At 67.7% G+C, this 21,100-nt stretch carries 12 protein-coding genes, 1 tRNA gene and 2 pseudogenes; 9 read left to right on the plus strand and 6 right to left on the minus strand.

Annotation, left to right across the window (positions count from 1 at the left end):
* The first annotated feature begins 72 nt into the window (after positions 1-72).
* The 3 genes from LRS09_RS18285 to LRS09_RS18295 all read left to right on the plus strand — a co-directional run bounded on the left by LRS09_RS18285 (position 73) and on the right by LRS09_RS18295 (position 3,770).
* A complete protein-coding gene (locus LRS09_RS18285; protein ID WP_257808294.1) occupies positions 73-1,203 on the plus strand; it encodes a YjgN family protein in 1,131 nt (376 codons plus the stop codon).
* On the plus strand, positions 1,193-2,233 hold the full coding sequence (locus LRS09_RS18290) for a M48 family metallopeptidase (protein WP_257808295.1): 1,041 nt from the start codon (positions 1,193-1,195) through the stop codon (positions 2,231-2,233). The genes LRS09_RS18285 and LRS09_RS18290 overlap by 11 nt, the downstream gene beginning before the upstream one ends.
* Positions 2,234-2,339: 106 nt before the next feature.
* Positions 2,340-3,770, plus strand: coding sequence for an MFS transporter (locus LRS09_RS18295; protein ID WP_257810243.1), 1,431 nt, complete (start codon positions 2,340-2,342; stop codon positions 3,768-3,770).
* 5 nt (positions 3,771-3,775) lie between these two features.
* Here LRS09_RS18295 and LRS09_RS18300 read toward each other — a convergent pair whose 3' ends face one another.
* Positions 3,776-4,504 (minus strand): RlmE family RNA methyltransferase, encoded by a 729-nt coding sequence (locus LRS09_RS18300; protein WP_257808296.1) that lies wholly within the window; start codon positions 4,502-4,504, stop codon positions 3,776-3,778.
* On the minus strand, positions 4,501-5,943 hold the full coding sequence (locus LRS09_RS18305; protein WP_374684858.1) for a Ppx/GppA phosphatase family protein: 1,443 nt from the start codon (positions 5,941-5,943) through the stop codon (positions 4,501-4,503). The genes LRS09_RS18300 and LRS09_RS18305 overlap by 4 nt, the downstream gene beginning before the upstream one ends.
* 229 nt (positions 5,944-6,172) lie before the next feature.
* On the opposite strand from LRS09_RS18305, the gene LRS09_RS18310 reads away from it, so the two are divergent.
* Positions 6,173-6,246 (plus strand) — tRNA-Gln (locus tag LRS09_RS18310).
* A 38-nt stretch (positions 6,247-6,284) separates the two neighbouring features.
* Here the strand turns inward: LRS09_RS18310 and LRS09_RS18315 are convergent.
* Positions 6,285-7,190, minus strand: a complete 906-nt coding sequence (locus LRS09_RS18315) for a LysR family transcriptional regulator (RefSeq protein WP_257808298.1) — start codon at positions 7,188-7,190, stop codon at positions 6,285-6,287.
* 107 nt (positions 7,191-7,297) lie between these two features.
* Here LRS09_RS18315 and LRS09_RS18320 point away from each other — a divergent pair, with 107 nt between their 5' ends.
* The 5 genes and pseudogenes from LRS09_RS18320 (at position 7,298) to arsK (ending at position 14,378) form a co-directional block, all read left to right on the plus strand.
* Positions 7,298-8,695, plus strand: a complete 1,398-nt coding sequence (locus tag LRS09_RS18320; protein ID WP_257808299.1) for a VOC family protein — start codon at positions 7,298-7,300, stop codon at positions 8,693-8,695.
* Between the two features lie 10 nt (positions 8,696-8,705).
* Positions 8,706-10,124 carry an FAD-binding oxidoreductase gene (locus LRS09_RS18325; RefSeq protein ID WP_257808300.1) on the plus strand — a complete coding sequence of 473 codons (1,419 nt, stop codon included), beginning with the start codon at positions 8,706-8,708 and terminating at the stop codon, positions 10,122-10,124.
* Positions 10,125-10,175: 51 nt separating this feature from the next.
* Positions 10,176-11,702: an aldehyde dehydrogenase family protein gene (locus tag LRS09_RS18330; RefSeq protein WP_257808301.1), complete on the plus strand. Its 1,527-nt coding sequence runs from the start codon at positions 10,176-10,178 to the stop codon at positions 11,700-11,702.
* A gap of 15 nt (positions 11,703-11,717) precedes the next feature.
* A pseudogene (locus LRS09_RS18335) lies at positions 11,718-12,951 on the plus strand (pyridoxal phosphate-dependent aminotransferase).
* Between the two features lie 215 nt (positions 12,952-13,166).
* Positions 13,167-14,378: an arsenite efflux MFS transporter ArsK gene (gene arsK / locus LRS09_RS18340; RefSeq protein ID WP_257808302.1), complete on the plus strand. Its 1,212-nt coding sequence runs from the start codon at positions 13,167-13,169 to the stop codon at positions 14,376-14,378.
* On the opposite strand, the gene LRS09_RS18345 is transcribed toward arsK, so the two are convergent.
* The 3 genes and pseudogenes from LRS09_RS18345 to LRS09_RS18355 form a co-directional block, all read right to left on the minus strand.
* Positions 14,359-15,240, minus strand: a complete 882-nt coding sequence (locus tag LRS09_RS18345; RefSeq protein WP_257808303.1) for a transglutaminase family protein — start codon at positions 15,238-15,240, stop codon at positions 14,359-14,361. The two genes, arsK and LRS09_RS18345, sit on opposite strands and share 20 nt — an antisense overlap.
* 2 nt (positions 15,241-15,242) lie before the next feature.
* Positions 15,243-17,652 (minus strand): annotated as a pseudogene (locus tag LRS09_RS18350) (circularly permuted type 2 ATP-grasp protein).
* Positions 17,649-21,011, minus strand: coding sequence for a DUF2126 domain-containing protein (locus LRS09_RS18355; RefSeq protein WP_257808304.1), 3,363 nt, complete (start codon positions 21,009-21,011; stop codon positions 17,649-17,651). The pseudogene LRS09_RS18350 and the gene LRS09_RS18355 overlap by 4 nt, the downstream one beginning before the upstream one ends.
* Positions 21,012-21,100: the final 89 nt, after the last annotated feature.

A 21,100-nucleotide genomic window follows, 5' to 3' on the forward strand; every position in this document is an offset into this window, starting at 1 on the left:
TCGCGCGTTTCACTTGCAAGCCTCTGCCGGGGGTTGCAAGTTACCGGCCGTCGATGGGGATCGGGGACAGGCATGGCGACGACACAACCCTGGGGGAGGGCGGCACAGCCGCTGTCTTCGGAGCCACCGAGAAGCGTTGGAGGAAGCGTCGAGCCTTTCGTCTTCACCGGCACGACCCGCGAATATTTCGGCATCTGGATCGTCAACATTCTGCTGACCATCGTGACGTTCGGCATCTACTCTGCCTGGGCGAAAGTAAGACGGCTGCGCTACTTCTACGGCAACACGCATCTGGCAGGGTCCAGCTTCGACTACCATGCACGGCCGGTGCAGATCCTGATCGGGCGGATCATCGTGCTGATCGTCCTCATGGTCTACAACGTCGTCCTCAACGTGGTGCCGCCGGCGGGCCTCGTCTTGGTCCCGCTCTTCGTCCTGGCGCTGCCCTGGTTCGTCATGCGCGGGCTGCGCTTCAATGCGCGGGTGACGAGCTTTCGCAATGTCCGCTTCGATTTCCACGGCGGCTACTGGGGCGCGTTTCGCGCCTATGTGCTGGGTGGTGCCGTCACCTGGCTGACGCTCGGTATCCTGGCGCCCGTCGCTTCGCGCTGGATGTGGCGCTATATGCTCGCCAACACGATGTATGGCGGCAGGCCGATCACGAGCGATCCGGCGCTGCGCAAGCTTTACGGCCAGTGGCTCCTGCCGGCGGTGATCCTGCTCGCGACCCTCGTGGTGCTGGGCCTGTCCGCACTGGCGCTCGGCAGCGCGCTCTATGCGCTTTACGAGGATGTCTCGACCGGCACGAACGACGCGGACGCCGTCGTTGTTGCGATCCTGCAGGTGCTGATGACGTCCTTCCTGCCTTTCATTGTCATCCTCGCCATCGTGACGTTGATCTACCGCGCCGGCACGCGCAACGTGGCTCTGAACGCCACGGTGGTCGATGGACGCCACCGCTTCCGCTCCGCCATCCATCGCGGCCGCTTCACCTGGATCACCGTGACGAACCTGGTCGCGACCGTCCTGTCGCTCGGCCTCGCGCGGCCGTGGGCGGCGATCCGCATGGCGACGTTCCTGGCGGCCGCCACCGCGCTCGAAGTCTCCGGTTCGCTCGACGACTATCTTGGCGACGTGCAGGACACCGGTTCGGCGGTGGGCGCCGAATACATGGACGTCGAGGGCTTCGATTTTGGCTTCTGAACCCGTCCGCGGCGCCTGGTTTCCGCCGGGGTCGAGCCGCAAGGTCGAGGCGGCTATCTCGAGGGCGGGCGACGGCGACCTGATCGTTGTGGCCGGCGAGGCTGTGCTGGCACGAGCGGCCCCGGCCGAAATCGAATTTTCCGTGCGCGTGGGCTCAATCCCGCGCCGGCTGTCTTTCCCGGACGGCAGCCTGTTCGAGACGGCGGACAATGACGGCGTCGACGCTATCGCAGGCGCCGCAGTGCGCGCGGCAGGGGCCATCCACCAACTCGAGCGCTTCAGGCCGCGCCTGTTCGTCTTCGCCGCGCTCGTCGTGGGGCTCTGCTTCCTGATCTACCGCTTTGCGGTGCCGGTGCTGGTGGAGGTGGCGGTCGCGATCACGCCGCCGGTGGTGCCGCAACTGATGAGCCAGGGCGCGCTCGCCTCGCTGGACGAGACGCTGCTGGCGAAGAGCGAGCTGCCGGAAGCCCGACAGGCATCGATCCGCGAGGGTTTCTCTGCCCTTGCGGCGCTGACGCCGCGCGGGGAGAGAGGCTATGCGCTACACTTCCGCAAAGGCAGCTCGATCGGCCCGAACGCATTTGCGCTGCCCGACGGTTCGATCATCCTCACCGACGAACTCGTGACGCTGGTGCCGGGCCAGGATGCAGTCCTCGGCGTGCTGGCGCATGAGATCGGCCATGTCGAGCGCGAGCACTCGCTGCGCCAGCTCTACCGCGCGGCGGGCATCGCGGCCCTCATCATGCTGATCGGCGGCGACATTGGCGCGGGCGCGGAGGACATCCTCGTGCAGGGATCGGCGCTCGCGGGCCTCTCCTATTCGCGCGGACAGGAAGCAGAGGCCGACAGATCGAGCGTCGAGCTGATGCTGAAGGCAGGCAAGGACCCGGAGGCGATCGTTGGCTTTCTCGAGATCATGCGCGACAAGCTGGAAAAGGGCTCCGGGACGGATTTCTTATCCACTCATCCTGCGACGCAACAGCGGATCGAGGCCGTGAAGGCGTATGCCGAGGAGCTGGCGAAGAAGTAGCCCTCAGGCAAAGCGGCTGGCCCTGTCGATCGGTGGCGACAAGCCGCGCGCTCCGTGCTAACCGCGCGGCGACATGCAGGATCGCGCAAATTCTTCCTCCACATCCATGGAGCCTGCCCCGCTCGGCAGAACGGCACCTCTGGTGCTGGCGGTCGCATTGTTCATGGAGCAGATGGATTCGACCGTCATCGCGACCTCGCTGCCGGCGATCGCCTCCGACATCGGCACCAGCCCGGTCGCACTGAAGCTGGCGCTCACCGCCTATCTCGTGTCGCTGGCGATCTTCATCCCGGTGAGCGGCTGGATGGCGGAGCGCTTCGGCGCCAAGCGCGTGTTCCGCATCGCGATCGGCGTCTTCGTCGTCGGCTCGGTCGCCTGCGCGTTCGCGGGCTCGCTCGGAGCCTTCGTCGTGGCGCGCTTCGTGCAGGGCATGGGCGGCGCGATGATGACACCAGTGGCACGGCTCGTTCTGGTGCGCGCGACGCCGAAGTCCGAACTGGTGCAGGCGATGGCGTGGCTCACCATACCGGGTCTGATCGGCCCCCTGATCGGCCCGCCCGTCGGCGGCTTCATCACCACCTTCTTCACTTGGCACTGGATCTTCCTGATCAACCTGCCGATCGGACTGGCCGGCATCTATCTCGCCGGTCGCGTGCTGCCCGACATCGAGCCGAGCGGCGGCGGTTCGCTCGACAGGAAGGGCTTCGTGCTGTCGGCTCTGGCCGCCTCGGGCATCGTCTTCGGCCTGTCGGTCGTCAGCCTGCCGGCGCTGCCGCCCGTCGTTGGCCTGGCGACCGCGCTGTTCGGGCTCGTGTGCGGCTGGCTCTACGTGCGCCATGCTCGGCGTACTCCATTGCCGATCCTCGACCTCAGGCTCTTCTCCAATCCTGTCTTTCGTGCCGCGATCCTCGGCGGCTCGCTGTTCCGCATCGGGGCGGGCGCGGTGCCGTTCCTTCTGCCGCTGTTCTTCCAGCTCGGCTTCGGCATGACGCCGTTCCAGTCTGGCATGCTGACATTTGCCTCGGCGGGCGGCGCGATCCTGCTCAAGTTCATGGCCTCGGCGGCGCTCAGGGCCGGCGGCTTCCGCAACGTGCTGATCGCGGGCGGCCTGGCAGGGGCGGCCTTCATCGCCATCAATGCGTCCTTCACGGCCGGGACACCCTGGCCTGTCATCGTGGCCGTGCTGTTCGCCTCCGGCTTCCTGCGCTCGCTGTTCTTCACCTCGGTCAACGCGCTGGTCTTCGCCGAGATCTCGGAGGCCCAGGCCGCGCAGGCGACAGCGCTGGCGGCTGCAACGCAACAGATTTCGATCGCGCTGGGCGTGGCGGTGGCGGGCGGGGCGCTGGAGGCGATCTCGCTGATCACCGGCGAGGCGCTGACGACCCACGCTTTTGTCTGGGCCTTCCTTATCGTGGCGGCGCTCACCTCGCTCGCCGCCCTGCCTTTCGTCTGGCTCGATCCCGACGCCGGCAGCTCGGTGTCCGGCAAGGCCCCGGTGGCGCGCTCGACGACACCGATCAACCCGCCTCAGGAGTGAGGGCGTCAGTCCTCGGAGCCTGAGAATACCTGATCCACGTCCTTTCGCCCCTTGAAGTCCTTCGCGAGCAGGAACAGCTCCACCGACTCGTCGCGCGAAGCCGGCGGCTTGACGTGATGCACCGACTTGAAGTTTTGCTTCAGCATGGTCAGGAGGTCGTTTGCCGTGCCGCCCTGGAAGGTCTTGGTGAGGAAATGTCCGCCGGGCTTCAGCACCGAGATTGCGAAGTCGGCGGCCACCTCGCCGAGATGCATGGTTCGGATGTGGTCGGTGCGGCGATGGCCGGTGGTGGGTGCTGCCATGTCCGAGATCACCACGTCGGGCGGGCCGCCGAGCGCCTCGATGAGGGCGGCGGGCGCGTCGTCGTCGAGGAAATCCTTCTTCAGTATCACGCAGCCCGGCACCGGGTCCATGTCGAGATAGTCGATCGCAGCGATCAGCGGCTTCGCGTCGGTCGAGCCGAGCTTGCGCGCCGCGACCTGGCACCAGCCGCCGGGGGCGGCCCCTAGGTCCACCACCCGCATGCCGGACTTCAGCAGCTTGTAGCGCTCGTCGATCTCGATCAGCTTGTAGGCCGCGCGCGAGCGGTAGCCTTCCGCCTTGGAGCGCTGCACATAGGGGTCGTTCATGTGCCGCTCGAGCCAGCGGCGCGAGGATTCCTTCAGTCCGCTCTTCTTCTTGATCTTCGTTCGGAGGACGCGGGTCGGCCCCTTGCCAGAGGTCGGCTTCTTCATGGCGCGCTCCGCCAGCGGTTGCGCCGCCAGGCGCCGTCCGACGCCATCAGCTCAGTGAGGATGCCTTCGCGCAGGCCGCGGTCGGCGACCCTCAGCCGCTCCGACGGCCAGACCTGACGGATCGCCTCAAGGATGGCGCAGCCGGCGAGCACGAGGTCGGCGCGGTCGGCGCCGATGCAGGGATTGGCGACGCGGGCGGCGAAATCCCAGCCCAGCAGCCGCTCGGTCATTGCGTCAACATCGGCGCGTTCCAGCCACAGCCCGTCGACCCGCTTGCGATCGTAGCGCTCGAGCCCGAGATAGACGCCGGCGAGCGTCGTCACCGTGCCGGAGGTGCCGAGGAGATGGAAACGGCCGCCGCCGACGAGGCGGCCGAGCCTGTCGCGCCCCTCGAAGGCATTGAGCATGCGCGCGACGTCGGCCACCATGTCGTCGAAGACCTCGCGCGTGACGTGGCGGCCGCCGAAGCGTTCGGCGAGCGAGACGACCCCGACCGGCAGCGAGGTCCAGGAGACGATGTGGCGGGCGAGATGCGGGCTGCGCTCGCCCGAAAGATCAATCAGTGCGATCTCCGAGGAGCCGCCGCCGATGTCGAACAGCACCACCGCCTCTGTGTCCGGCTCGACCAGCGAGCCGCAGCCGGAGACGGCGAGCCGCGCCTCGGTCTCGCGGTCGACGATCTCGAGCTCAAGCCCCGTCGCCTCCGTGACTCGGCTGAGGAACTCTTCGCCATTGCCGGCCGAGCGGCAGGCCTCGGTCGCGATCAGCCGTTTCATGCGGATCTCGCGCAGGCTGAGCTTGGTGGCGCACACAGCGAGCGCGTCGATGGCGCGGGCCATCGCGGCGTCGCCGAGCCGGCCGGTGGCCGTCAGTCCTTCGCCCAGCCGCACGATGCGCGAGAAGGCGTCGATGACGCGGAACTGTCCGGGCCGGGTCGGCACCGCGACGAGCAGCCGGCAATTGTTGGTGCCGAGGTCGAGCGCGGCATAGACCGGCTGGTCGCCTGGGCGCGGCGCGCGCGGATAGGCCGCCGCGCCGTTCCTGCCGTTCGGTGCGCCCGCGGATTCGCCGGAAGAGGAGGCGCCTGCCGAGGGGGCGTCAGCCGCACCGCTGGATGACTGCGGTGTGCCGTGCGTCGCAACGGCAGCGTGCGCGCGATTCTCGGTCCCCGCATGTGCGGCCGGGCCTTGCGGATCCTTCGCGCCGGCCTGGGGCGCCGGCACTGCTGACCCGTCGCGCGCAAAAACCTTGCGGCCGCGCTTGCGCTTTCGCCTTTTGCGATGTGTCTGGCTGGGGGCCACGGCCCGCTCGCGCGTCGCCGCTTTGCCTGGCTGCCGCGGTTGTCCGCGATCGCCGCCGGACGTTCGGCGTTCGTCGCCGGTTTCGTCCGGATGCCCCCCGCGATGCGGCGCATTGCCGCTCGTGTCGGGGTCGTCCACGTGATGTCCTTCGTGCGCGGCGCGAACCCGATCGGGACGCGGCATCGCGCTTTGTCTAGCGTTGACGATAACATAGCAGTCCGTTGGCCAATCACCAAGGGGCTTGCGAGGAGGATCACACGACGGCGACCGTCCGGCACATGCCTTGAATTCGCCTTTGGGCTTGACTATTTCGCTCCCGTCGATAAAAGCCGCCGCACCATAGCCGCGACGATTTTCTCGGCAGCGTTGGGGAATAGGTTAACGGTAGACCCACGGACTCTGACTCCGTTAGTCCTGGTTCGAATCCAGGTTCCCCAGCCAACAATCTTCAGTTCCGATCCGCGCACCGTTCCGGCATCTCACGCCAGCCGCGTGCCGACCTGGCTCAGCAGCCAGGCCTGGAAGGCCTGGGCCAGCGTGTCGTCGCGTTTGCTCTCGGGCAGCACGACATAATAGCTGTTGTCGGTCGGCATCGGGCGGTCGAAAACGATGCGCAGGCGGTCCGACGCGATCTCGTCCTCGATCAGGTAGAGCGGCAAAAGCGAGAAGCCCATGCCGCGCACGGTCGCCTCGATTACCATGGCGAACTGGTCGAAGCGGTTGCCGCGATAGGCCTGCTCGCCGCCGAGGCCGTTGAGCTGGAACCATTCGGCCCACAGTTTTGGCCGGGTCGCGAGGTGCAGCAGCGGCCGGGTTTCGAGATCCGCCGGCTCGCGCACCGCGCTTGCCCCGAGGAGCGCGGGACTTGCCACCGGCAGGATGACCTCGCTGCACAGATAGGTGCAGACGGCGTTGGCCCATACCGGCTGGCCGTAATGGATGGCGAGGTCGACGTCCTCCGCCTCCAGGTCGAACGGCTGCGCGCGGGAGGCGACGTCGACGGCGACGCCCGGATGGCCTTCGAGGAAATCGCGCAGGCGGGGCATAAGCCAGCGGCTGCCGAAGGTGGGCAAGGTAGCGATCGACAGCACCGTGCGCCCGTCGGCGCCGGCGCGGGCGCGCAGCACCATCTCCTCCGACTGCGCCAGCAGGCGCTGCACCGAGGGCAACAACTGGCGGCCGGCGTCGGACAGGACCGCGCGCTGGCGCACCCGCTCGAACAGAAGCACGCCGAGCTGCTGTTCCAGCGTCTTGACTTGCCGGCTGACCGCGCTCTGCGTCAGGTTCAGTTCGGTCGCCGCACGGGTGAAATTGCCGTGGCGGGCGGCGCTTTCGAAGGCCTGCAGGACCATCAGGTCAGGGATCAGGGTTCGGCTCAGGTTCATTCCGGTTCCGCATCAAGTCAGTCAAAGACATCATGAGAGCGCGCGCGTAAGCTCAGATATGATCCGGATCGCGAATGATGGCTAGCATAAATTCGAGACCGATCCCGATGACCGATACACGCTTCGTTTCCGCCGACGACATCCGTTCCGCCTTCTCAGCCGCGATGTCGGCGATGTATCGCGACGAGGTGCCGGCCTACGGCACGCTGATGACGCTGGTCGCGCGGGTGAACCAGCAGAAGCTTTCGGCCGATCCGACGCTGAAGGCGCGGCTGGAGGCGACCGATTCGCTCGACCGCATCTCCGAGGAGCGGCACGGCGCGATCCGGCTCGGCACGCCGCAGGAACTGGCGATGATGCGCCGGGCCTTCGCAGTGATGGGCATGTATCCGGTCGGCTATTATGATCTGTCGACGGCGGGCGTGCCGGTGCATTCGACCGCGTTCCGGCCGATCGGCGATGCGAGCCTGAAGCGCAATCCGTTCCGCGTCTTCACCTCGCTGCTGCGGCTCGACCTGATCGCCGATGCGGCGCTGCGCGAACAGGCCGCAGAGGTGCTCGCGTCGCGAAAGATCTTCACCGACGAAGCGGTGCGGCTGATCGAAAAGGCGGAAAGCCAGGGCGGGCTCGGCGAGGCGGATGCGAAGCAATTCGTCGCCGAGGTGCTGGAGACGTTCCGCTGGCACGACAGGGCGATCGTCGATGCCGGCATGTACAAGCGCCTGCACGATGCGCACCGGCTGATCGCCGATGTGGTCTCGTTCAAGGGGCCGCACATCAATCACCTGACCCCGCGCACGCTCGACATCGACAAGGTGCAGGCGCTGATGCCGGAGCACGGCATCGCGCCGAAGGCCGTGGTGGAAGGTCCGCCGACCCGCGAGTGCCCGATCCTCTTGCGCCAGACCTCGTTCAAGGCGCTGGAGGAGCCGGTTTCCTTCATCGGCGACAACGGCGAGTGGCGGGAAGGCTCGCACACCGCCCGCTTCGGCGAGATCGAGCAGCGCGGCGTGGCGCTGACGCCGAAGGGCCGCGCGCTCTACGATGCGCTGCTGAACGAGACGCGCGCCAAGGTGCGCCCAGCCGCCGACGGCTCGAATGCGGACGCCTATGAGGCGGCACTTGCCGAGGTGTTCAAGGCGCTTCCGGACGACTGGAACGAGCTGCGCAAGGCGGGGCTCGGCTATTTCAGCTATTCGCTGACCGAGAAGGGCCGCGCCGTCGCCGGCCGCAGGGTCGACCTCGAAACGGCGATCGCCGACGGCCTCGTCCAGTTCGACCCGATCGTCTATGAGGACTTCTTGCCTGTGAGCGCGGCCGGCATCTTCCAGTCCAACCTCGGCGACGAGGCGGCGCAGGAATTCGTCGCGAGCCCCAACCAGATCATGTTCGAGCGCGATCTGGGGGCTTCGGTGCTGGACGAGTTCGCCCATTACGCCGAGATCGAGCGCGCCTCGATCGAGGCCTGTTTCGCGGTGATCGGCCAGGCCGTCGCCGCCGAGTGACGGACGCACGATGATCGAAGCGGGGCACATCGAGGCATTGCGGGCGTTGCTCGGCGAGAAGGGTCTTCTCGTCGCGGCGGCCGACATGGCTGCCTACGAGACGGGTGCGCGCTACGACAAGGGCAGGGCGGCCTTCGTGGCGCGGCCGACTTCGACGTCGGAAGTCTCCGCGGTCGTCGCCTATTGCGTGAGGCATGCAATCCCGCTGGTGCCGCAGTCCGGCAATACCGGCCTCGTGTCCGGCGCGACGCCTGACGCGAGCGGGGCGCAGGGCGTGCTGAGCCTCGACCGGCTGACCGGCGTGTTCGAGCTCGACCCGGTCAACCGCACGGTGCGGGCGGGCGCAGGGCTGCGGCTGTCGGACCTCAGCGGCCGGCTGGAGGAACAGGGCCTGTTCTTTCCGATCGACCTCGGGGCGGACCCGCGGCTGGGCGGCATGGTAGCGACCAACACCGGCGGCTCGCGCTTCCTGCGCTACGGCGACGTGCGCCGCAACACTCTGGGCCTCACCGTAGTGCTGGGCGACGAGGCCGGCACGGTGCTCGACCTCTCCTCGGCATTGCGCAAGAACAACACGGGCGTCGACTGGAAGCAGCTGTTCGTCGGCACGTCGGGCGCCTTCGGCGTCGTCACGGAATGCGTGCTCAACCTCGAACCGCTGCCGCGCCAGAGCGCCACGGCGCTGCTGGTGCCGTCGTCGTCCGAGGCGGTGCCGATGCTGCTGATGGCGATGGAGAATGCGCTGGGTTCGTATCTCTCCGCCTTCGAGGGCATGTCCGGCAATGCGGTGCGGGCGGCACTGGACCACGTGCCGTCGCTGCGCAATCCCTTCGGCGACGGCCGCGTGCCCGACTTCGTCATCCTGACGGAAGTGTCGCGGACGAACGCGCCGCGTGCGGGCGAGCAGCCGCTCGACGCCGTGCTGGAAGAGGTGCTCGCAGACATCTGGGAGAAGGACGATGCGCTTCTGGCGGACGCCTTCGTCGGCCCGCCGCACGAGATCTGGGCATTGCGCCATGCGCTGTCTGAGGGCGTCAAGCATCGCGGACGGCTGATCGCCTTCGACCTCGCCTTCCGGCGCGGCGATATCATGCGATTCCTCGACAGGATGAAGGCTGAGATGCCGGATCGCTTTCCGGGTGTCGAGATCTGCGACTTCGGCCATGTCGGCGATGGCGGCGTGCACTTCAACCTTGTCGTGGCGAAAGACGATCCGCGCCTCGCCGACGGGGCCTTCGAGGCGGCGCTGCGCGAATGGGTCTTTTCGGTCTGCGTCGAGGATTTCCAGGGTAGTTTCAGCGCCGAGCATGCGATCGGCCGCAAGAACCAGGTCTTCTACGACCGCTACACGCCGGCGCAGATTCGACGGTTGTCGGCGGCGCTGAGGGCAGCCACCTCGCCCGGGGAGCTCGGTGCGATCCAGTTTTGAGACGAATGGCGGCGCAGCCGCTGCAATGACGAGAACAGTGGAGAAGGACAGATGAGCAAGAGCGTCGACGTGAAGCAGGAGACCGCCGCGATCCTGGACCGGCTGGGTGTGCCGCGCGCGGCCTGGACGGGCGGCGGCATGGCCTCGTTCAGCCCGGTGAGCGGCGAGGAGATCGCCAGCCTCAAGGCCGTGTCGGCCGCCGAGGCGGGCGCCGCGATCGAGGCCGCGCACGAGGCCTTCAAGGAATGGCGGCTGGTGCCGGCGCCGAAGCGCGGTGAACTGGTGCGGCTGCTCGGCGAGGAACTGCGCGCCGCCAAGACCGATCTCGGCCGCCTCGTCTCGATCGAGGCCGGCAAGATCACCTCGGAAGGCCAGGGCGAGGTGCAGGAGATGATCGACATCTGCGACTTCGCCGTCGGCCTGTCGCGCCAACTCTACGGCCTGACGATTGCCACCGAGCGTCCCGGCCATCGCATGATGGAAACCTGGCACCCGCTCGGCGTCGTCGGAATCATCTCGGCCTTCAACTTCCCGGTCGCCGTCTGGTCGTGGAACGCGGCACTCGCGCTGGTCTGCGGCAACGCCATCGTCTGGAAGCCGTCGGAGAAGACGCCGCTCACCGCGCTCGCGAGCCAGGCGATCCTTGAAAAGGCGATCGCCCGCTTCGGCGGCGCGCCGAAGAACCTGTCGACGGTGCTGATCGGCGATCGGGCGGCCGGTGAGGCGCTTGTCGACCATCCGAAGGTGGCGCTGGTTTCCGCGACCGGCTCGACCCGAATGGGCAAGGAAGTCGGGCCGCGGCTCGCCAAGCGCTTCGCCCGCTCGATCCTCGAGCTCGGCGGCAACAATGCCGGCATCGTCTGCCCCTCGGCCGACCTCGACATGGCGCTCAGGGCGATCGCCTTCGGCGCGATGGGCACGGCCGGCCAGCGCTGCACGACGCTGCGCCGCCTCTTCGTGCATGACAGCGTCTACGACCAGCTCGTGCCGCGGCTGAAGAAGGCCTACACCAGCGTCTCCGTCGGCAACCCGCTGGAGACCTCGGCGCTGGTCGGTCCGCTGATCGACAAGGCGGCCTTCGACGGCATGCAGAAGGCGCTCGGCGCGGCGAAGGCCGAAGGCGGCGCGGTGACGGGTGGCGAGCGCGTTACCGACGCGGGCAAGGAGACGGCCTATTACGTCAAGCCGGCGATCGTGGAGATGCCGAAGCAGTGCGGCCCGGTGCTGGAGGAGACCTTTGCGCCGATCCTCTACGTCATGAAATATTCGGACTTCGACGAGGCGCTGGAAGACCACAACGCGGTGGCTGCCGGCCTGTCGTCTTCGATCTTCACCCTCAACGTGCAGGAGGCCGAGCGCTTCCTCGCTGTCGACGGCTCGGATTGCGGCATCGCCAACGTCAACATCGGCACGTCGGGCGCGGAGATCGGCGGCGCGTTCGGCGGCGAGAAGGAGACGGGCGGCGGCCGCGAGAGCGGTTCGGACGCCTGGAAGGCCTATATGCGTCGCGCCACCAACACGGTGAACTACTCCAAGGCGCTGCCCCTGGCACAGGGCGTCTCGTTCGACATCGAATAAGGACGAGCAGGCATCATGACCATCGTCTCCAAGATCAAGGAGGCGGGCTTCCGGCCCGCCTCGCGGATCGCCACGATCGGCGTCTCGAAGATCCTGCAGATCGGCGCGCGGGCCGCCGCGATGAAGAAGGATGGCCTGCCGGTCATCATCCTCGGCGCAGGCGAGCCGGATTTCGACACGCCGGACAACGTCAAGCAGGCCGCGAAGGCGGCGATCGACCGCGGCGAGACGAAATACACCGCGCTCGACGGCTCGCCTGAGCTGAAGAAGGCGATTGTGGCGAAGTTCCGCCGCGAGAACGGTCTCGACTATGCGATGGACGAGGTGACGGTCGCGACCGGGGCAAAGCAGATCCTGTTCAACGCCTTCATGGTGACGATCGATCCGGGCGACGAGGTCATTATCCCGACGCCGTGCTGGACTTCCTATTCCGACATCGTCGAGGTCTGCGGCGGCGCATCCGGTGCTGATCCCCTGCGACGCTTCCGCCGGCTTCCGGCTCAAGGCCGACCAGCTCGAAAAGGCGATCACGCCGAAGACCCGTTGGGTGCTGCTCAACTCCCCGTCGAACCCATCGGGCGCGGCCTATGGCGAGGCGGACTACCGGCCGCTGCTCGATGTGCTGCTGCGGCATCCGCATGTATGGCTGATGGTCGACGATATGTACGAGCACATCGTCTACGACGATTTCCGGTTCGTCACACCCGTGGCGATCGAGCCGAGGCTCAAGGAGCGGGCGCTGACGGTCAACGGCGTCTCGAAGGCCTATGCGATGACCGGATGGCGCATCGGCTATGCCGGCGGACCGAAGCCGCTGATCAAGGCCATGGCCGTGATTCAGAGCCAGGCGACCTCTTGCCCGTGCTCGGTGAGCCAGGCGGCTTCCGTGGAGGCACTGAACGGGCCGCAGGATTTCCTGGCGGAGCGGCGCGATAGCTTCCGGCACCGGCGCGACCTCGTCGTCGCCGGCCTGAATGCAATCGACGGCATCGACTGCCGCATGCCCGAAGGCGCGTTCTACACCTTCGCCGGCTGCGGCGGGCTGATCGGCCGGACAACGCCGTCCGGCAAGCGGATCGAGACCGACGCCGATTTCACCGACTACCTGCTCGAAGAGGCGAATGTCGCGGTGGTGCCGGGCTCGGCCTTCGGGCTCTCGCCTTACTTCCGCATCTCTTACGCGACATCCGAGGGTGAGCTGGAAGAGGCGCTGCGCAGGATCGCGGAAGCCTGCACACGGCTTGCCTGATCAGAGATCCGCGGGGCGGACGCTTCACGGCTCGGAGATCCTTCCCCGCGATCCTCGCCCTGTCGGCTACGGCGGCGGCACAGTCCGTCCGGCTCGTTGATCCAGCGGGTGGAGACGATTGACGCGAGGCGTTGGGCGCTTCAGGAAGGGGCGTCCCGCTGGTGTCCCTCCGTGATATCTCCCCAGGCCGTCTTCGCCGCAAAGGTGCTGCCCCGATGAGCGCGGATCGCGCATCCGCCGCGGTCATCTGGGCGCTCGGCGTCACGCAGATCGCCGGCTACGGCACGCTATTCTACAGCTTCGCGATCCTCGCTCCCGGTATCTCGGCCACATTTGGATGGCCGCAGGCCTGGATCTTCGGCGCATTGTCGCTGTCGCTGATCGCCGGAAGCTTGGCCGCCCCGTCGGCGGGCCGCCTTGCCGACCGGCTGGGGGCAGGGCGCACCATGACCGCCGGCTCGCTGGCCGCGGCCGCCTCGCTCATCCTCGTCGCCGCCGCGCCCAACGCCTATGTCTTCGTCGCGGCGCTTCTGGTCATGGAAGTCGCCGCCACCTTCGTGCTCTATTCCGCCGCCTTCGTCGCCATCGTGCAGGTCGGCGGCAGCCGCGCCTCGCTGTCGATCACGCATCTGACGCTGATCGCCGGCTTCGCGTCGACCGTCTTCTGGCCGTTCACGACCTGGCTGCATGGATCGCTCGACTGGCGGCAGGTCTTCCTGGTTTTCGCGGCGCTGCATCTCGCGGTCTGCCTACCTCTGCACGCCTGGATCGCCAGCCACGCGCGGCGAGCGAGGGCAGGCGAGGCCGTGGCGTCGCCGCAGGAGACGGCTCCGGCGGCGGAGGCCGCGTCGCCGGCGCGGCGCGCGATCTTCCTCCTCATGCTGGCCGGCTTCGCGGCCGAAGGCTTCGTCCTGAACTCGATCCTGATCCACATGGTGCCGCTGACGGTTGCGCTCGGCATGGGAGCGGCGGGGCTGTGGGCCTCGACCCTGTTCGGCCCCTCCCAGGTCGCGAGCCGGCTGGTCAACATGGTGTTTGGCGGCCGTCTGCCGCAGGTCTGGCTGGCCGTCATCTCCGCCTTGCTGCTGCCGGCCGGGCTGCTGATCCTGGTCGGCACGACGCCGTCGCTTGTCGGTGCGCTTGCCTTCGTGGTGATGTTCGGCCTCGGATCAGGCTTGAACAGCATCGTCGGCGGCACCTTGCCGCTCGAGCTGTTCGGCCAGGTGGGTTATGGCGCGATGGTGGGGTGGGCAAGCTCTGCGCGGCAGTTCTCAGCCGCCTTCGCTCCTTTCGCCTTCTCGGCGATGCTCGAAAATCTCGGCGTGGTCCCGTCGCTGCTGACGCTCGTGGGCATTTCGCTCGTCGCGGTCGCATCCTTCGCGACGATCGCAGTGCTGCGCCAAAACGCTAGTCAGCGACCGGGATAACATCCACCGACTGTTCGGAGGAGTGCCGGCCGACCGTGCGCAGCACGCCGACGATCGGCGCGACGTCGGCATAGTCTCGGCCGTAGCCGATGACGATATGGTCGTTGCCGGCGAGCATGGCATTGGTCGGGTCGAATTCGCGCCAGCCGGCCTCGCGCCCGCACCACACGCTCACCCAGGCATGCATCGCGTCGGCCCCCTCCAGCCGCTCCTTGCCGGGCGGGGGGATGGTGCGGATGAAGCCGCTGACATAGCAGGCCGGGATTCCGAGCCCGCGCAGGCCCGAGATCATCACATGCGAGAAATCCTGGCAGACGCCGGCCCGGAGGTGAAACGCCTCCGGCGACAGTGTCCGCACATTGGTGGCGTCGGGCTCGTAATCGAAGTCGCCGTGGATGCGCCGGCACAGGTCGAAGGCGAGCTCGAACACGCTGCGCGTCGAGGCGATGCTCTCCTGCGCGTAGGCGGTGATCGCCGGATCGATCGGCGCATGCAGGCTGCCGGCGAGGTAGTGTTGCGGCGAGTTGGGATCGAGCGAAAGGGTGGCGTCGATCTCGGCCTTCAGCCCCTCGACGGTCGGCGAGATGTCGAGCGGCGGCTCGGCGCGCGTCACGCTGACCCGCGCCTTCATGGTGAGGTCGAGCGTGTCGTGCGGCTCGCGATAGGCGATCGAGGTGACCGCATTGCCGAAGAAATCGGTGAAGGTTCGACTCTCGGTCGGCTTCGGGTCGAGCGCGATGTTGGCCGCGATCACGCGCTGCATGCCGGGCAGCGTCAGCGGCATGGTGCGCAGGTGATGCCGGCCGCCTTCGACGGTGGCGGGATAGTCGTAATGCAGGTTCAGGCGGATATCGTAGAGCATCGTCAGGTGAAATAGCTGCGCGAGAGCGCGTCGTATACGGCGCCGAGGCCGAACACGACCTCGTTGAGCTGCGCCGTGTCCAGGTCCTTCGCCTCGGCGATGGACAGGCGGGTATGCAGGTTCAGCACCTCCTTGGCGGCGGCGGTGAGATGGCCGGTCTCGTTGCCCGGCAGTTCGCCGATCTCCTCCTTCAGCCGGTCGAGCTGGAAGACGATCGAGCGCGGATTGAGCGGATCGAGCGCCAGCAGCTCGATCACCGAACGCCGGCTGGCGCTGACGCTGAACTGGCGGCGATGGGTGAGCACGCTGTCGCCGATCTCGAGCAGCATGTCGAGGCCACCGTCGGGCGCCTTGGCCGAGGCGAGCGCGCCGAGGATGCGCGCCATATGGATGCCGCGCTCGATGCGGCGGCCGATCTCGAGGAAGCGCCAGCCGGTGAAACGGTACATGTTCTCGTGCACGAGGCCCGAGAAGCCGGCGAGCTTGCGCAGGATGACGGTCATGGCGCGCGCCGCGTCGTCGCCGGGCTCCACCTTGTCGGCGAAGCGGTGCAGCGTCTTCGACAGGTCGTTGAGCGCCAGCCAGCCGTCGGGCGAGAAGCGGTCGCGAATCTGGCCGGCGCTGCCGGTCGCATGCCCGATGGTGCGCAGCACGCCGGGCGATACGGCGCAGGTCGCGTCGACGCCGAGGAAGTCGAGATAGGAGCGCACGGTCGTAAGCAGCGGCAGGCCGGGATCGACTGCCTCGGCGAGGCGCACGTGATAGGCGCGCAGGATGCGCATCTGTGCTCTCGAGTCGCTCCGAGTAGCGGCCGAGCCACATCATGTTCTCCGCCGCGCGGCTCGGCAGGTTGCCGGTGCGGGTGCGCGGGACTGGGACCGAATCGTCCGGCAGCAGCGTTTCCTGCTTTACCGACCGGTCGCTGGCAATCCAGACATCGGCCGCCTGCCCGCCGCGCTGCATGGTGATGGCGGTGGCGTCGTTGGTGCGGCCGATGCGGGCGAATCCACCAGGCATGATGGTCCAGCCGTCCTTGGTGCGGGCGGCGAAGACGCGCAGCGACATCGGCCGCGGCACGAGCCGGCCATGGGTGTAGACCGGCGTGGTGGACAGCGTCACCGCCTCCTGCGCGGCGAAGGCCGTGCCGTCAGCCGCGAGCCGCGCCAGCAGAACGTCGCGTTCCCGCGGGTCGAGGGCGGAGCCGAGGCGGGTCATCTCCGGATCCTCGAAGGGAAGCCGGGTCGACAGCGCTGGGCCGACCACCATGCGGTCGAGATTGTCCATCACATGCCGCTGTTCGGCCGCCTGCCCGCACCACCACGTCGCCACCGAGGGCAGCTTCGGCTCCGTGCCGTTGAGGGCGCGGGCGATGCCCGGCATGAAGGCGAGGAAGGCACGCGTCTCGACGATGCCGGAGCCGAGCGCGTTGACGACGGCGAGATTGCCGCTCCTCAGCGCTTCGACGATGCCCGGCGTGCCGATCCGGGAGTCGCCCTTGAGTTCGAGCGGATCCATGAAGGTCGCGTCCATGCGCCGCCACAGCACGCTGACCGGCTTGAGGCCCGAGACGGTGCGCACCATCACCTTGCCGTCGAAGACGCGCAGATCCTCGCCCTCGAGCAGCGTTATGCCGAGATACCGCGCGATCCAGGCATGCTCGAAATAAGTCTCGTTGAGGGGACCGGGCGACAGGATGCCGGTGCGGCCGGTCTGGTCGCCGCCGAGCGAGAGCAGCGTGTCTCGGAACTGGCGGAAGAAACCGGCGAGCCGGTGGACGTTCATGTCGCCGAACACGTCGGACAGCGCGCGCGTCGTCGCGACGCGGTTCTCCAGCGCGAAGCCGGCGCCCGACGGCGCCTGGGTGCGGTCGCCAAGCACCCACCAGCGCCCATCCGGTCCCCGCCCCAGTTCGAAGGCACAGAAATGCAGGAAATGGCCGCCGACCGGCTCGATGCCGACCAGCGGGCGCAGGAATTCCGGATTGCCGGCGACCAAAGCGGGCGGGATCAGTCCGCGCCCCACCAGCAGGTTCGCCCCGTAGATGTCGGCGACTATGCGTTCGAGCAGTTCGGCGCGCTCTTCCAGCCCGGCCGAGATTTCGTCCCACTCGGCCTGCGAGATGATGAGCGGCAGGTGAGCGAGCGGCCATTCGCGTTCCCGCGCGCCCTGGCCCTCATAGACCCGGTAGTAGACCCCGGCGTCGCGCAGATACTGGTCGGCACGGGCGAAGCGTTCCGAGCGCTCCTTGTAGGGGATGTCGGACAGCGCCGAGATCAGCATGTCCCAGCCGGGCCTGACCTCGCCGGATGCGTCGAGCATCTCGTCGGTCACGCCGGGGATCGGCCTGTATCCCGACAGAAGGCTGCGGCCGGGCTTGGCCGCTGCATCCCGTTTCTGTTCGCTGGCGATCACCTGAGCACCGGCCGCCGCAGGTCGAGCGTCATCGGGAAGTCGAGATTGGGCAGCTCCGCCGGGGGCACGAAGACCGAGGGCGTGTGTCCGCGCGGCTCGAAGCGGGCGAGCCGCCGCGCCTCGGCCTCGTTGGCGTTGACCGGAAAGGTCTCGTAGTTGCGGCCGCCCGGATGCGCGACATGGTAGATGCAGCCGCCGATCGAGCGGTTCGACCAGGTGTCATAGATGTCGAAGACGAGCGGCGTGTTGACCGGCAGCACCGGATGCAGGCCCGACGCAGGCTGCCACGCCTTGTAGCGCACGCCGGCGACCGCGGTCTCGCGGCTGTCGGTCTGCGTCATCGGCACGACGCGGCCGTTGCACAGCACCTTATGGCGCTCTGGGTTGAGCCCGTCCGTGCGCACCTGCAGCCGCTCGACGGAGGAATCGACGAAACGCACCGTGCCGCCGATCGCGCCCTGTTCGCCCATCACGTGCCAGGGCTCCAGCGCCTGGCGGAGTTCCAGCTTGACGCCCTCGTACTGGACCTCGCCGCAGAAGGGGAACCGGAACTCGAGCTGCGCCTCGAACCATTCCGGCGCGAAGTCGAAGCCGTGCGTGCGCAGGTCCTGCAGCACGTCCTGGAAATCCTGCCAGACGTGCCAGGGCAGCATGAAGCGATCGTGCAGCGAGGTGCCCCAGCGCACGAAGCGGCCATCGGCCGGGCCGGCCCAGAAGCGGGCGATCAGCGCGCGGATCAGCAACTGCTGAGCGAGGCTCATGCGGGCGTTGGGCGGCATCTCGAAGCCGCGGAACTCGATCAGGCCGAGCCGGCCGGTCGGGCCGTCCGGCGAGAACAGCTTGTCGATGCAGATCTCGGAACGGTGCGTGTTGCCGGTGACGTCGACCAGAAGGTTGCGGAACAGCCGGTCGACCAGCCAGGGCAGGGGAGGCGGCCCATTCGCCGGATGCGGCACCTGCGCCATCGCGATTTCCAGCTCGTAGAGCGGATCGTGGCGCGCCTCGTCCACACGCGGCGCCTGGCTGGTCGGCCCGATGAACAGGCCGGAGAACAGGTACGAGAGCGAGGGATGCCTCTGCCAGTGCAGCACCAGACTCTTCAGGAGGTCCGGCCGGCGCAGGAACGGGCTGTCGGTCGGCGTCGCGCCGCCCACCACGACATGGTTGCCGCCGCCGGTGCCGGTGTGGCGGCCGTCGATCATGAACTTGTCGGCGCCGAGCCGGCTCTGGCGGGCCTCTTCATAGACCGCCTCGGTCGTCGCCACGCAGTCCTTCCAGTTCGCGGAGGGATGGATGTTGACCTCGATGACGCCGGGATCAGGCGCGACGCGGATGACGTTGAGGCGCGGGTCGTGCGGCGGGGCATAGCCCTCGATGTGGATCGGCAGACCGATCCGCTTCGCTGCCTCCTCGGCGGCCGCGACCAGCTCCAGATAGTCTTCCAGCGCCTCGGTGGGCGGCATGAACACGCAGAGCCGGCCGTCGCGCAGTTCGGTCGAGAGCGCCGTGCGCACGGCCCCGCCGATCTCGGTCAGCGTCTGCTCGACGCGGTCCTGCTGCTCCGTCGCCGCCGTGAAGGATGCGGCCGTCTGGCGCTGCGCCATCTCGTCGGCGCCGTCCGTGGTGGTCGAAGCGGGCAGGATCTCGGCGCGCGGCGGCAGAGCGCCGCGCGGCACCGTCGGATCGACCGGGACAATGTAGGGAAACTGCGCAGGCGGCACATAGGGCAGGGCGCCGAGCGGCAGACGATAGCCGACCGGTGAGTCGCCCGGCACCAGGAACAGCCGGCCGCGGCGCGTCTTCCATTTCTCGCTGCGCCAGCGCGGACCGGCTGCCGTCGCGGCGGCGTTCCAGCGCTGAACCGGCAGCACGTAGCCGCTCGGATTGGTCAGCCCGCGCTCGAACACGCGGGCCATGCGGCTGCGCTCCTCCGGATCGGCGAGCTTCGAGTTCGACGGATCGACATTGTCGGGCAGCTTGCTTTCCTTAAGCAGCCATTCGCCGGGGTCTTCATAGGCCTCCGCGACCATCTCTCGTTCGACACCGAGTTCCGAAGCGATCTCGGTCAAGAGCCGCTGCGCGTCCTGCGGCTTCGCGGCGGTCTTCTCGCCTTCCCTGGCGATCAGCTTCTCGTCGGCCCAGACCGGCTCGCCGTCGTGGCGCCAGTAGAGCGAGAAGGTCCAGCGCGGCAGCGTCTCGCCCGGATACCACTTGCCCTGGCCGTAATGCAGGAAGCCGGTAGGCGCGAAGCGCTCGCGCAGCCGGCGGATCAGTGCATCCGCCTTCTCCCGCTTGGTGGGGCCGACGGCGGCGGTGTTCCATTCGGCCGATTCGAAATCGTCGATCGACACGAAGGTCGGCTCGCCGCCCATGGTGAGCCTTGCGTCCTGTTCCTTCAGGACCGCGTCGACCTTGTCGCCCAGGGCATCGAGCCTCGCCCAGGATTCATCCGAGAACGGCTTGGTGATGCGCGGATGCTCCGAGACGCGGTCCACGCGCATGGCGAAGTCGAAACCGACCTTGGCATCGCCGAAATAGCCGCCGGAGATGGGTGCCGCGTTGCGGTAGTGCGGCGTAGCCGCCAGCGGCACGTGGCTCTCGCCGGTGAGCAGACCGGACGTCGGGTCGAAGCCGATCCAGCCTGCGCCGGGCAGGTAGACCTCGCACCAGGCGTGCAGATCGGTGAAGTCGACCGACGTGCCGGCCGGGCCGTCGAGGGAGACGAGGTCGGGCTTGAGCTGGATCAGGTAGCCGGAGACGAAGCGGGCGGCGAAACCGAGATTGCGCAGGATCTGGACCAGAAGCCAGCTCGAATCGCGGCAGGAGCCGGTACGGAAGCCGAGCGTCTCCTCTGGCGTCAGCACGCCCGTCTCCATGCGGATGATGTAGCCGATCTGCTGCTGCACCTTGGCGTTGAGCGCGACGAGGAAGTTCACCGTGTTCGTTTCAGAACGATCGATTCCCGCCAGGAAATCCAGCAGCAGAGGCCCGGCCGGCTCGGGCTTGCGGTAAATCGCCAAGTCCTCCCGGATCTCCTCCGGGTATTCGAACGGCCAGGTCTCCGCGCTCTCTTCGACGAAGAAGTCGAACGGATTGTAGACCGTCATGTCGGCGACGAGGTCGACCTCTATCTTGAACTCCGTCACGGGCTCCGGGAACACGTAGCGCGCGAGGAAATTGCCGTAGGGGTCCTGCTGCAGGTTCACGAAGTGATTGGACGGACTGACCTTCAGCGAATGGCTCAGCACCTTGGTCCGCGAATGCGGCGCCGGCTGGAGGCGTATGACCTGGGGGCCGAGCACGACCGGCTTGTCGTAGGTGTAGTGCGTCAGATGGTAGATCGCCGCGTGGATCGCCATGGTGCCTCTTTTGGGTGCCCGTTACCCACTCTATCCACAATTTCACGGCTGCCGCCACCTCCATATTGCACTGCGGAACGGCGCGCGCG

Source organism: Mesorhizobium sp. J428 (genome assembly GCF_024699925.1).
Classification (GTDB): Bacteria; Pseudomonadota; Alphaproteobacteria; order Rhizobiales; family Rhizobiaceae; genus Mesorhizobium_A.